The organism is Streptomyces sp. AC558_RSS880, assembly GCF_019049255.1.
Classification (GTDB): Bacteria; Actinomycetota; Actinomycetes; order Streptomycetales; family Streptomycetaceae; genus Streptomyces.
Genome location: NZ_JAGMUJ010000081.1, coordinates 58,560 through 71,562, shown reverse-complemented (window position 1 = coordinate 71,562; position 13,003 = coordinate 58,560). Strand labels below are relative to the sequence as shown.

The window sequence follows — 13,003 nt, the reverse complement described above, 5'->3', positions numbered from 1 at the left end:
GCCGTTCGGTGAGGGGAGCGTTTCTCCAGGTGAAACACCGCGTGAGCGGCGTCGTGCCTGGAGAAACGCTCCCCTCATGGTGCCGGGGCGGGGCCGACGGCATCGGAAGCCGCCGGGGCCGCTCGCGCGCGTCAGTACGCGGAGCCCGACGCGCCCAGGGAACCCGTCGGGTGCCAGACCGTCTTGGTCTCCAGGAACGCCGTCATGCGGTCGGTGCCGGGGGCCGCCGACCAGTCGTCCACAGGCTGTGGACGCAGAACGCGCTTGAGGTTGTCCGCGGCCGCGATCTCCAGCTCCTTCGCCAGCACCTCGTCGGCGCCCGCGAGGTCGATCGCGTTGACGTCCTGGTGCGCGGCGAGCGGGGCGGCGATCTCCGCCGTACGTCCGGAGAGGACGTTGACCACGCCGCCGGGGAGGTCGGAGGTGGCCAGCACCTCGCCGAGGGAGAGGGCGGGGAGGGGGGACTTCTCCGAGGCCACCACGACCGCCGTGTTGCCGGTGGCGATGACCGGGGCGATCACCGAGACCAGGCCCAGGAAGGACGACTCCTGGGGGGCCAGTACGGCGACCACGCCCGTCGGTTCGGGGGAGGACAGGTTGAAGAAGGGGCCGGCGACCGGGTTGCCGCCGCCGATCACCTGGGCGATCTTGTCGGTCCAGCCCGCGTACCAGACCCAGCGGTCGATCGCCGCGTCGACCTGCGCCGCAGCCTTCGACTTCGACAGGCCCTCGGCGTCGGCGACCTCCGCGACGTACTGGTCACGGCGGCCTTCGAGCATCTCCGCGATCCGGTACAGGATCTGGCCGCGGTTGTACGCCGTCGCGCCGGACCAGCCGCCGAACGCCTTGCGCGCGGCGACCACCGCGTCACGGGCGTCCTTGCGGGAGGAGAGCGGGGCGTTGGCCAGCCACTTGCCCTTTGCGTCGGTCACCTCGTACACCCGGCCGCTCTCGGAACGCGGGAACTTCCCGCCGACGTACAGCTTGTAGGTCTTGAAGACACTCAGTCGCTGCTCGGACTTCTCAGACATCGAGGTACGCCTCCAGGCCGTGGCGGCCGCCCTCGCGGCCGAAGCCCGACTCCTTGTAGCCGCCGAACGGCGAGGTCGGGTCGAACTTGTTGAACGTGTTGGACCAGATGACGCCCGCGCGGAGCTTGTTCGCGACCGCCAGGATGCGCGAACCCTTCTCCGTCCAGATGCCCGCCGACAGGCCGTACGGGGTGTTGTTGGCCTTGGCGACCGCCTCGTCCGGCGTGCGGAAGGTGAGGACGGACAGGACCGGGCCGAAGATCTCGTCGCGGGCGACCGTGTGCGCCTGGGTGACGTTCGTGAAGAGCGTCGGGGCGAACCAGAAGCCGTTCTCCGGGAGTTCGCAGGCCGGGGACCAGCGCTCGGCGCCCTCCGCCTCGCCCTGGTCGGCCAGTGCGGTGATCCGGGCCAGCTGCTCGGCGGAGTTGATCGCGCCGATGTCGGTGTTCTTGTCCAGCGGGTCGCCGAGGCGGAGCGTGGACAGGCGGCGCTTGAGGGAGTCGAGGAGCTCGTCGTGGATCGACTCCTGGACCAGCAGGCGGGAGCCCGCGCAGCAGACCTGGCCCTGGTTGAAGAAGATGCCGTTGACGATGCCCTCGACGGCCTGGTCGATCGGGGCGTCGTCGAAGACGATGTTGGCGCCCTTGCCACCCAGTTCGAGGGTCAGCTTCTTGCGGGTGCCCGCGACCGTGCGCGCGATCTCCTTGCCGACGGCCGTGGAGCCCGTGAAGGCGACCTTGTTGACGTCGGGGTGGGCGATCAGCGCGGCGCCGGTGCGGCCGTCGCCGGTGATGATGTTGACGACGCCCTTGGGGAGCCCGGCCTGACGGCAGATGTCCGCGAAGAAGAGCGCGGAGAGGGGGGTCGTCTCGGCGGGCTTCAGGACCACCGTGTTGCCGGTCGCGAGCGCGGGGGCGATCTTCCACGCCAGCATCAGGAGCGGGAAGTTCCAGGGGATGACCTGGCCCGCGACGCCCAGCGGCCGCGGATTCGCGCCGTAGCCGGCGTGGTCGAGCTTGTCGGCCCAGCCCGCGTAGTAGAAGAAGTGCGCGGCGACCAGGGGGAGGTCCGCGTCGCGGGTCTCCTTGATCGGCTTGCCGTTGTCGAGGGTCTCGAGGACGGCGAGCTCGCGGCTGCGCTCCTGGATGACGCGGGCGATGCGGAAGAGGTACTTCGCGCGCTCGGAGCCCGGCAGCGCCGACCACTTCTCGAAGGCCTTGCGGGCGGCCTGCACGGCGCGGTCGACGTCCGCCTCACCGGCCTCGGCGACCTCGGAGAGGACCTCCTCGGTGGAGGGGGAGACGGTCTTGAAGACCTTGCCGTCGGCGGCCTCGGTGAACTCGCCGTCGATGAACAGGCCGTACGACGGGGCGATGTCGACGACCGAGCGGGACTCGGGCGCCGGTGCGTACTCAAAAACGGGTGCCATGGTGATCAGTCCACCGTCACGTAGTCGGGGCCGGAGTAGCGGCCGGTGGCCAGCTTCTGGCGCTGCATCAGCAGGTCGTTCAGCAGCGAGGAGGCGCCGAAGCGGAACCAGTGGTTGTCCAGCCAGTCCTCGCCCGCGGTCTCGTTGACCAGGACCAGGAACTTGACGGCGTCCTTGGTCGTGCGGATGCCGCCGGCCGGCTTCACGCCGATCTGGACGCCGGTCTGGGCGCGGAAGTCGCGGACCGCCTCCAGCATGAGGAGGGTGTTCGCGGGGGTCGCGTTGACGGCGACCTTGCCGGTCGAGGTCTTGATGAAGTCCGCGCCGGCCAGCATGCCGAGCCAGCTGGCGCGGCGGATGTTGTCGTACGTCGACAGCTCGCCGGTCTCGAAGATGACCTTCAGGCGGGCGTTCGTCCCGCAGGCCTCCTTCACGGCGGTGATCTCGTCGTACACCTTCATGTAGTTCCCCGCGAGGAACGCCCCGCGGTCGATGACCATGTCGATCTCGTCCGCACCGGCGGCGACGGCCTCGCGGACGTCCGCCAGCTTCACGGCGATCGGGGCGCGGCCGGCCGGGAAGGCCGTGGCGACGGAGGCGACCTTGACGCCGGAGCCGGCGACGGCCTCCTTCGCCGTGGCCACCATGTCGGGGTAGACGCAGACCGCGGCCGTGGCGGGCGTGGTGCGGTCGGTCGGGTCGGGACGGACCGCCTTCGCGCCGAGCGCCCGGACCTTGCCCGGGGTGTCCGCGCCTTCCAGCGTCGTCAGGTCGACCATCGAGATGGCGAGGTCGATGGCGTACGCCTTCGCGGTCGTCTTGATCGAACGGGTGCCGAGGGAGGCGGCGCGCGCCTCCAGGCCGACCGCGTCGACGCCGGGCAGCCCGTGGAGGAAGCGGCGCAGCGTGCCGTCGGACGCGGTGACGTCGCTGAGAGCGTGTGGTGCAGTGGTGGGCATGGTCACCAGACGAGCATATCTACGCGCGTAGCGGCTGTACAGCCCCGTGAGGGATCGCGTACGGCTTCCACCGCATACGGCTTCCTCCGGGGCGTCGTGCAGAATCGGGAGCATGACGTCCCCCGAGCACCAGTCGCCCGACCCGGAGCCCACGAAGCCGACCGGGCCCGCGGAGCCGCAGTACCAGGACCGCATCTACCGCTCACCCGCGGGCCTCGTCGGCGGTGTGCTGCTGCTCGCCGTCATGGGATGGCTCGGCGTCGACGCGGTGTTCGCCGGTGAGGGCCGCACCCCGTGGCTGGCCCTCGCCGCGATGCTCTTCCTCGTGCCGCTGGTCGTCGCCTACACGCTGCGCCCCGCCGTGTCCGTGAACGACGACCGGCTGCGCGTCCGCAACCCGTTCCGCGTGATCGTGCTGCCCTGGGGGCAGGTCGCCTCGCTGCGGTCCGGTTTCACCAACGAGGTCTTCACCGAGTCCGGCGCGAAGTACCAGCTGTGGGCCCTTCCGGTGTCGCTGCGGGCCCGCAGCAAGGCGCACCGGCAGGAGGCGCGGGCCGCGGCACAGGCCGCCCGCGGGGGCGGCCGCGGCGGCCGTGGCGCGGAGGGCCTTGCCGAGGGGCCCCGGCGGCATGAGAGCGACCGGGCCATGGACGAGATGCGTGAGCTGCACGAACGGCGGCAGGGTGCCGAGGCCGCGCAGGGCGAGGTGACCGTGCGGTGGGCCTACGAGATCGCGGCGCCCGCCGTCGCGGGGGCGGTGCTGCTGGCGGTCCTGTTCGCCGTCGGGTGAGCGCGAGGACGCGGGGCGGGCTCGGGCTTCGGTGAGGGTGCCGGGTGGGTGGTGACCGCTGTCCTGTGTCCGGAAGGTGCCGGTCGAGAGGCGCGCCGGGTTCGAAGGTGCGGGTCGGCAGGCGCGCCGGGTTCGAAGACGCCGGCCGAGCGGTGTGCCGGGTTTGAAGGTGCCGGTCGGCAGATGTGCCGTATCCCGTGACCGCGCGGACGGCACGAGTCGTGGTCCCGGCCGGTCGCCGGTCGCCAGCTGACGGTCGTCAGCCGTCAGTCGCCGGTCGCCGGTCTGTGTCGCGCGAGGCGGCCGCGCCGGATGCCCGTACGGACGGCCCGGCGTCGGCGCGCCGTACGGACGGCTCGGCGCCGGGTGCCCGTGCGGGACGGCCCGGCGCCGGCGTTCGGTGGTCGGTCGGCTCAGGGGAAGCGCACGTCGACGCAGTCGGCCGGGGAGACCGCGGCCGCGGTGCCGGACGTACCGGCGTACGACCAGCGGTAGGAGCCGTCCTGGAACGCCCGGACGTTCGCGGAGACGGTGCCGTCGGCGGCGGTCGTCACGGTCTTGACGGTGCGGTAGGCGGAGCCGCCCTTCGCGCGGAACTGCAGCCGCACCTCCTGCCCGGCCGCGGCGGCGACCGGCGCGCCGGCCGCCCAGCCCGCGTGCCGCACCTCACCGGTGACGGTGACGGTCCTGCCCCAGCGCACCTTCTCGGGCGCGGCGTCGGCGGTCAGCAGGGTCTCGCGGCGCAGGTCGAAGGAGGCCGCGGAGTCCAGGAAGGCGGCGTCGCCGTCGGCGGCGATCGCGTAGGCGCCGACGCTCCAGGTGCCGGCCAGCGCGTCGTCGGCCGGGGCCGTGCCGGGGGTGAGGGTGAAGGTCAGGGTGCAGGTGGTGGTGGCCGCGGCGGCGGGCCCGCAGGCCGCGTCCGAGGCGATGGCGGCGTCCTGGGCGGAGAACGAGCCGTGGTACAGGGTGGCGTCGATCTCCTGGAGGCCGGCCGGGTCGGTCGCGGTGACCTCGACGGTCACCGTTCTCGGGCCGGTGCCGAGGACGACGGGGTCACCGCCGGCGACGACCACGCCGGTGATGTCGGTGTCGCCGAACCGCTCGTCCGCGTGCGCGGCGGGAGCGGCGAGGGCGGACAGGACCATGGCGCCGCACGCGGCGGCAACGAAGGACGCGGACACGCTCTTTATGCGCATGGAAATCCCCACGGTGAATGTCGAAGCCCGTCGCAATGTCGTCGGCGGGCCCTCATTGGACGTCTGCAGCGTACTCATGGCGTCAGGTTTTGTGAATGTTCCGTGTGTGACCTGAAAACAGCATGCGATTCCCCTGGAATAATGCGCGCGAATATCGGACGGGTTCTCCCGGCGGAAAGCCGAAGGGAAAATTCGACTGGAATTTCAGGGGGCCGGGCGGCCGCCGCCGCGTTCCCCGGCCCCGGGCCGGCGGTCTGACCCGGCGTCAGGGGGCGTGTCGGTCCCCATGGGAACGCGCGGCGCCGCGCCGTGAACGAGGGGCAACTTTCACGTGAAGCGTGGCGAGTGCGCCAGTCCGTGCCGATCGCGTGTCACTCCCGCCTCACTAGCCTGCGAGTGCCGCTCGAACGACGAACCATGAATCGGAGTGCGGCTTTCCGATGCCGGAAAACACAGGGGTGGGGATGGATGACGGCACGAAGAGGGGGCGCTGCCGTGCACGGCACGCGCTGCCACATAGACATTGGTGCAGACGGAACTTATTCGTGGCGGCTGACGGCGACCAATGGACGGGTCATCGCCGTGGGAGCGCGCACATACAGAAACCATGACGACTGCCGGACGGCGTTCGAGCGGCTGTGCGCCGACGTGACGGAAATGCCCGGCGCCGTGCACCACACCTCGGGGGGCAGCGGCTGGGTCTGGCGCCTGCGCGACCCTTCCGGCGGTGCCCTCGCCGTGTCGGCGCGGGCCTACGAACGGCACTCGACCTGCCAGGCCGCCTACGACCGGTTCCGGGCGCTGCTGGCCGACCTCGGATCGGGCGGGCCGATCACGTGGGGTGAGTCGGAGTGAGCGGCGGGACGGGGACACGGCACTGACCGGCGGGACGGGAACACGGCACTGACCGACCGGTGGTTCCAGGGGCCGGGGTGCGCCACGACGGCGGGCCCCGGCCCCACTGTTCCCTCCTGAGCGCCGCGTTCACGACAAACCCGGAAGTTGCCTCTCGGGGGCATCTCGTTCACATGCGTGTGCGCAGTCGTCCACCACGCCTCACGAGCGTCATGACATGTGACGACGCGAACCCTTGAGCCGGCCGCGGCAGCCGCCGACGACCCGCCGAGACGCCTGCATCCCGACACGGGCGCCGCCGACCGCGTGTTCCGGGGCGTCCTGCGCGGTGGCGGCGGTCTGGTGCTCGCCATCATGCTGCTGGTCGGCGGTTTCCTGACCTTCCGGGCCTGGCAGGCGTTGGAGGTCGCGGGCTGGGACTTCCTCACCACCGAGGCGTGGGAGCCCGACGGCGGCAACTTCGGCATCGCCGCGGTACTGGTCGGGACGGTGCTGATCGCGCTCGTCGCCATCCTGTTCGCCGTACCGATGGCCCTCGGCACCGCGCTCTACATCTCCGAATACGCCCCGCCCCGGATCCGGCAGACCCTCATCAGCACCGTGGACCTGATGGCCGCCGTGCCGTCGGTGGTCTACGGCCTGTGGGGGCTGTTCTTCTTCCAGGGCCACGTGGTGACGGTCTCCCGCTGGATCTCCACCTACCTCGGCTGGATCCCGCTGTTCGAGGTCGACGGCTCCGATCCCCGCGACCCGCTCGCGACCGCGACCGTCTACACCTCCTCCACCTTCATCGCCGGCATGGTCGTGTCCCTCATGGTCGCGCCGATCATCTGCTCGGTGATGCGGGAGGTCTTCTCGCAGGCCCCGGTCGGCGAGCGGGAGGGCGCGTACGCGCTCGGCGCGAACCGCTGGGGCATGATCCGCAGCGTCGTCCTGCCGTTCGGCAAGGGCGGCATGATCGGCGGCACCATGCTGGGCCTGGGCCGGGCGCTCGGCGAGACCATCGCCGTCTACCTGGTGATCTCCCCGGTGTTCGTGATCCAGCCGCACATCCTGCAGAACGGCACCAGCTCGGTCTCCTCCCTGATCGCCCTGCGCTACGGGGAGGCGTCCGAGATCGGCATGTCGGCGCTGATGGCCGGAGGCCTCGCGCTCTTCCTGATGACCCTGGTCGTCAACTTCGCCGCATCGACGATCGTCGCCCGCAGCCGTTCCGGCGCGGCGAGCGACTCCTGAGGAGAACGACCGGATGACCGTCACCGCTCCCCAGAGCCCGCCGGGCGACCCGGGACCGCCGGCCGCGCCGGCCGCCCTCGCGGGACCGCCGAAGCCGCCGGCCGGGGGAACCACGCTGCCGGGGCGCGGCCCCGGCGCCCGGACCGCGCCCGGGCAGTCCCGCCGCAACCTGTCCACACTGCGCGCCACCGACGTCTACGCCCTGCTCGGCGCCGCCGCCGCGTCCCTCGCGCTGACCTGGCTGATCTTCGACCGGCTGCTGCCCTTCAACGGCGTCCTCGGCTTCCTCGCCATCGCCTACGTGCTCTTCCTCGGCGTGTACGCGCTGCTGGTCTCCTTCGACGAGGACGGCCCCGCGGTGCGCGACCGGGTCGCCGCGGCCGTCGTGCAGACCCTCGGGCTGCTGATGCTGGCCGTCCTGGCCTTCGTCGTCGTCTACACCCTCTACGAGGGCCGCGAGGCGCTGCCGCACCTGAACTTCTACACCCAGTCGATGGCCGACGCCGGTCCGGTCGAGCCGCTCGGCGTCGGCGGCATCCTGCACGCGATCGTCGGCACCCTGTGGCAGATCGGCATCGCCCTGGCCGTCTGCATCCCCGCCGGACTGGTCTGCGCCGTCTTCCTCAACGAGGTGCCGGGCCCGTTCAGCCGGTTCGTGCGCACCATCGTCGAGGCGATGACCGCGCTGCCGTCCATCGTGGCCGGCCTGTTCATCTACGCCACCTTCATCCTGGGCCTCGGCTTCGACCGCTCCGGACTCGCCGCCGCGCTCGCCATCTCGGTGATGATGCTGCCGATCATCATCCGGGCGGCGGACGTGGTGATCCGGCTGGTGCCCGGAACCCTGCGGGAGGCGTCGTACGCGCTCGGCACCTCGCGCTGGCGGACCGTCTGGCACGTCGTCCTGCCCACCTCCCGGTCCGGGCTGACCACCGCCGTCATCCTCGGCACCGCCCGCGGGGTGGGGGAGACCTCGCCGGTGCTGCTGACCGCCGGCTTCACCGCGGAGCTCAACACCAATCCGCTCCAGGACCCGATGGTCTCGCTGCCGCTCGCCGCCTTCGAGCTGGTCAAGTCCCCCGAACCGACCTACATCGCCCGGGGCTTCGGCACCGCGGCGGTGCTTCTGGTGCTGGTGCTCGTCCTGTTCGTCCTCGCCCGCGTCCTCGGCGGGCGCGGGCCGGGCCGGCTGTCCCGCCGACAGGAACACCGCCGGGTCCGGGCCTCCCGCCGTGACGCGCAGCGCTTCGCGGCCCGCGGCCGGGCCGACCAGACGACCGACCACCCCGCACCGACGAGGAGCACCCCGTGACAACCGCACCTGTCCGACGCCCGCGCGCACCGCGCGTGTACCAGGCGCTGGCACTGTGCCTCGCCCTGGGCTGCGTGCTGCTGGCCGTCAACCCGCCGCCCGCGCTCGCCGCCACCTACGTCAAGATCAGCGGCTCCGGCTCGACGTGGAGCGCCAACGCGATCGAACAGTGGCGCCGCAACGTCCGCCAGCAGGGCATGACCGTGAACTACGCGTCGGTCGGCTCCACCGTCGGCCGCAACCAGTTCGCCAACGGCACCTCCGACTTCGGCGTCTCCGAGATCCCCTACGGCCTCACCGAGTTCGGCACCACCGACACCCCGCCCAAGCGCAAGTACGCCTACATGCCCATCGTGGCCGGCGGTACGTCGTTCATGTACAACCTCAAGATCGGCGGCAGGCAGGTCACCAACCTGCGGCTGTCCGGCGACGTCATCAGCAAGATCTTCACCGGCAAGCTCACCATGTGGAACGCGCCGGAGATCAGGGCCGACAACCCCAGGCTGAACCTGCCGGCCCGCCGCATCGTCCCCGTCGTCCGCTCCGACGGCTCCGGTACGACCGCCCAGTTCACCCTGTGGATGTCCAAGCAGTACGGCTCCCTGTGGAACGACTACTGCCGCCGCGCGAACAAGCCCACACCCTGCGGTCTGACGTCGTACTTCCCCAACATCCCCGGCTCCGGTTTCGTCGCCCAGTCCGGCTCTCTCGGCGTCGCCGGCTACACCAAGCAGCCCCAGGCCGAGGGCGCCATCACCTACGTCGAGTACTCCTACGCCCGCAACGCGAACTTCCCGGTGGTGAAGGTCCTCAACCGGTCCGGCTACTACGTCGAGCCGACCGCCTCCAGCGTCGCCGTCGCCCTCACCCGCGCCCGGATCAACAACGACCCGCGCTCGGCGAACTACCTGACCCAGAACCTGGACGGGGTCTACACCTTCGACGACCGGCGCACCTACCCCCTCTCCAGCTACAGCTACATGATCGTCCCGACCAAGGAGGAGATGGGCTTCACCAAGGCCAAGGGCGCCACGCTCAGCGCGTTCAGCAACTACTTCCTCTGCGAGGGCCAGCAGCAGGCCGACCGGCTCGGCTACTCGCCCCTGCCGATGAACCTCGTCCAGGCCGGCATGGAGCAGGTGCGCAAGATCCCGGGCGCCGAGACCGAGAAGATCGACATCAAGTCCTGCAACAACCCGACGTTCTCCTCCAGCGGCGAGAACCTCCTCGCGAAGAACGCCCCCTACCCGCAGGCGTGCGACAAGAAGGGCACCGACCAGTGCGCCACCGGCACCGGCGGCGCCAAGCAGACCACCCCGGTGAGCAACGGCGGCAGCGGCGGCGGGTCGGGCTCCGGGGGCCCCGGAGGCGGCGGCACCGGAGGCAGCGGCGGCACCGGTTCGACGGGCGGCGCGGGCTCCACCGGCTCGGGCGGCGCCGACGGCACGACCGGCGGCGACACCGGCGGTGCGGGCACGGGCGGGTCGACCGGCGGCACCGTCGTCGACCCCGACACCGGCGAGGTGCTCAGCTCCGGCGACGGCGGCGACGGCTCCGTGGCCGCCAGCCCGGTCTCCCTCGCCTCCGGTGACACGACGGGTCTGCGCACCGCGCTGATGGCCCTCTCGGCCGTCCTGCTGGTCGGCGTCGTCATCGGCCCCCCGCTGGTCGCCCGCGTGATGGCGAACCGGGCCCGGCGCAACGGCGGTGCGGCATGACGAACACGCCGAAGAGGTTCCGGCCGCGCGTGCCGGCCGCCGTCGGCTCCCTGCTCGCCGCGCTGGTCCTGGCCCTGCTGCCGCCGCCGGCGGCCACGCAGCCGGCCGCCGCGGCGGAGGCCGGGGAGGACTCGGCGGTGACGGTCTCCGGACGGAAGGGCCCGCACGACGACTTCTCCGGCCTGAAGGTCACCGTGCACCAGACCGAAGGGCTCCGCTCGCAGGGGGTCCGGGTCAGCTGGGAGGGCGGAAAGGCGACCCCGGCCGGCAAGTTCACCAACAACTTCCTGCAGATCATGCAGTGCTGGGGGGACGACCCGGCGGGCCCGGACCGCGAGCAGTGCGTGTTCGGCGCCACGGGCCAGCCGTTCCCCGGCCAGTACACCGCCGGCCGGTCCCTCAGCACGGACAAGGAGAACCACGCCTACGACCCCCGGGAGACCGAGTACAAGGGGGACCAGACGTTCGCGCCCTTCCAGCCCGTGGGCGGTCTGCCGCCCACCAAGTCCCGCACCGACTGGACCTACTTCGGTCCGCTGGACACGAACGAGCAGGCCGGCGCCCGCACCTTCGCCAACGGCAGGGGCGAGGTGACCTTCGAGGTCCAGGACGGAGTCCAGGCCCCCCACCTCGGCTGCGGTCTGAACACCGCGCCCGCCGGCAGCGCCGCGGACCCCCGGTCCTGCTGGCTGGTCATCGTGCCGCGCGGCACCCACGACGCCGACGGCACGGACGTCCTCGGCACCCAGAGCCTCGCCGTGCACTCCTCACCGCTGTCCGCGGCCAACTGGGAGCAGCGGATGGTGGTGCCGCTGGAGTTCCTGCCGGTCGACGACTACTGCCCGTCGGGCCAGCCGGAACGCCCCACCGCCGGGTCCGAACTGGTGACGGAGGCCGTCACCTCCTGGCAGCCGAAGCTCTGCACCTCGCTGAAGAGCACCTTCGCCTTCACCCAGGGCGGAGAGGAGGTGGCCCGGAACCAGGTCCTGGCCACGTCGGCCGACACGCCCCTGCTCGGCTTCACCGTCGACCCGGCGGTCCCGGCGGAAGGCGGGGGAGGGATCGTGCACGCGCCGGTGGCGGTGTCGGGACTGGCGATCGCCTTCTTCATGGAGAACCCGTCGGGCCTCGTGCAGGAAATGAAACTGACACCGCGGATCGTCGCGAAGATGCTCACCCATTCCTACCAGGAGGACGTGCCCGGACGGACACCGGAGCACGTGAGCGGAAATCCGGAATCATTCGCCCAGGACCCGGAATTCCTCGCGCTGAACCCTGATTTCCCGAAGGGCGGTGTGCGGCCGCGCAGCCTCATGGTGCCGCTGCAGAACTCCGACACCTCGCGGGTCGTCTGGAACTGGCTGCAGTCGGACCCGGAGGCCCGGGACTTCCTCTCCGGGGAACCGGACCCCCACGGAACGCGGGTGAACCCGTACTACGAGGAACTGGACCTGGCAGGGAACACGACGCTGACCGAGTACCCCAAGGTGGACCCCACTACGGCGCCCGCCCTCGCCAACGGCACCCCGCCCCTCACCTACACGGTGACCGATCTGGACCCCTACACGGCCGACCTGCACGAAGGCGCCCTGCGCACGCTCCGCGGCAACAACAACCGCACCATCCAGTGGGGACCCCCCACCGACGCCCCGCCCAAACTCGTCAACGACCCCGCCCTCCTCGGCACACGCGCCGTACTGGCCGTCGTCGACGCGGTCTCCGCCGAGCGGTACGGCCTGAAGACGGCGGCCCTGCGCAACGCGGACGGCACCTTCGTGAAGCCGTCCGCCGACACCCTGGCGGCCGGCGCCGAAGCCATGCGGCCCTGGGCGGACACGCCCTCCGTGCTCAAGGCCGATCCGGCGCGCGCCAAGGGGACGGCGTACCCGCTGACCGCCGTCGCCTACGCCGTGGCCTCGGTGAACCAGGACGCCGAGGCCCGCGCGGCCTACGCGGACCTGATCCGGTACGTGGCCGGCCCGGGCCAGACCCCCGGCCTCGCGGCCGGTGAGCTTCCCCCCGGGTACGCGCCGCTGCCGCAACGGCTGCGCGACCAGGCCGAGTCCGCCGCCGACGCCCTGGAGCGCGGCACGGTCACGGACGGCACCTCGTCCGGCGGCGGGGACTCCGGCGGCGTCGGCTCCCCGGGCGGAGGGGGTTCCGCGGGCGGTCCCGGGGACGCGTCCGCGGGCGGCACGGGTGGCGCGGCCGCCGGCGGGGGCGACGGCGGCACGGCGGGGCCGGATGCCTCGCAGTCCGCCGCGAACGGCTCCGGGGCGGCCGCCTCGGACCCGCAGAAGGTCGCCGCGGAATCCGGCGGGGGTATCACCCGCGGGGAAATCATCGGCATTATCCGCTGGGTTCTCATAGGCGTACTCATTCTGGGAGGAGGAGCCGGACTCTCCGGTCCGGTGATGCTTCATCTCGCGCATCGCCGGATCTCCTAGGAGACACCTAGGGAGCCTTCTCGTAACCTT

10 protein-coding genes are annotated in these 13,003 nt (G+C 71.7%); 6 read left to right on the top strand and 4 right to left on the bottom strand.

Annotated features, from left to right (window positions below):
* Nucleotides 1–131: 131 nt before the first annotated feature.
* From KUM38_RS24510 to deoC, 3 genes are read right to left on the bottom strand one after another with little or no spacing between them, the layout of a single operon-like run.
* The gene (locus KUM38_RS24510; protein WP_217131646.1) at nucleotides 132–1,031 is read right to left on the bottom strand and encodes an aldehyde dehydrogenase; all 900 of its coding nucleotides are present in this window, start codon (nucleotides 1,029–1,031) and stop codon (nucleotides 132–134) included.
* Entirely contained in the window at nucleotides 1,024–2,460 is a 1,437-nt protein-coding gene (locus KUM38_RS24505; protein WP_217131644.1) for an aldehyde dehydrogenase family protein, read from the bottom strand. Before KUM38_RS24505 ends, KUM38_RS24510 begins: the two co-directional genes overlap by 8 nt.
* A gap of 5 nt (nucleotides 2,461–2,465) precedes the next feature.
* Nucleotides 2,466–3,419: a deoxyribose-phosphate aldolase gene (gene deoC, locus KUM38_RS24500; RefSeq protein ID WP_217131795.1), complete on the bottom strand. Its 954-nt coding sequence runs from the start codon at nucleotides 3,417–3,419 to the stop codon at nucleotides 2,466–2,468.
* Between the two features lie 112 nt (nucleotides 3,420–3,531).
* On the opposite strand from deoC, the gene KUM38_RS24495 reads away from it, so the two are divergent.
* The gene (locus tag KUM38_RS24495) at nucleotides 3,532–4,209 is read left to right on the top strand and encodes a PH domain-containing protein (RefSeq protein ID WP_217131642.1); all 678 of its coding nucleotides are present in this window, start codon (nucleotides 3,532–3,534) and stop codon (nucleotides 4,207–4,209) included.
* A 413-nt stretch (nucleotides 4,210–4,622) separates the two neighbouring features.
* Here KUM38_RS24495 and KUM38_RS24490 read toward each other — a convergent pair whose 3' ends face one another.
* Nucleotides 4,623–5,405, bottom strand: coding sequence for a calcium-binding protein (locus KUM38_RS24490; RefSeq protein ID WP_217131640.1), 783 nt, complete (start codon nucleotides 5,403–5,405; stop codon nucleotides 4,623–4,625).
* 582 nt (nucleotides 5,406–5,987) lie between these two features.
* Here KUM38_RS24490 and KUM38_RS24485 point away from each other — a divergent pair.
* The 5 genes from KUM38_RS24485 (at nucleotide 5,988) to KUM38_RS24465 (ending at nucleotide 12,973) form a co-directional block, all read left to right on the top strand.
* Nucleotides 5,988–6,260 (top strand): hypothetical protein, encoded by a 273-nt coding sequence (locus tag KUM38_RS24485; RefSeq protein WP_308409033.1) that lies wholly within the window; start codon nucleotides 5,988–5,990, stop codon nucleotides 6,258–6,260.
* 219 nt (nucleotides 6,261–6,479) lie between these two features.
* Entirely contained in the window at nucleotides 6,480–7,496 is a 1,017-nt protein-coding gene (gene pstC, locus KUM38_RS24480) for a phosphate ABC transporter permease subunit PstC (RefSeq protein ID WP_217131636.1), read from the top strand.
* A gap of 13 nt (nucleotides 7,497–7,509) precedes the next feature.
* Nucleotides 7,510–8,808: a phosphate ABC transporter permease PstA gene (pstA, locus tag KUM38_RS24475; protein WP_217131634.1), complete on the top strand. Its 1,299-nt coding sequence runs from the start codon at nucleotides 7,510–7,512 to the stop codon at nucleotides 8,806–8,808.
* Nucleotides 8,805–10,526 (top strand): phosphate ABC transporter substrate-binding protein PstS, encoded by a 1,722-nt coding sequence (gene pstS, locus KUM38_RS24470; protein WP_217131631.1) that lies wholly within the window; start codon nucleotides 8,805–8,807, stop codon nucleotides 10,524–10,526. The genes pstA and pstS overlap by 4 nt, the downstream gene beginning before the upstream one ends.
* Entirely contained in the window at nucleotides 10,523–12,973 is a 2,451-nt protein-coding gene (locus tag KUM38_RS24465) for a hypothetical protein (protein ID WP_217131629.1), read from the top strand. The genes pstS and KUM38_RS24465 overlap by 4 nt, the downstream gene beginning before the upstream one ends.
* Nucleotides 12,974–13,003 lie beyond the last annotated feature (30 nt).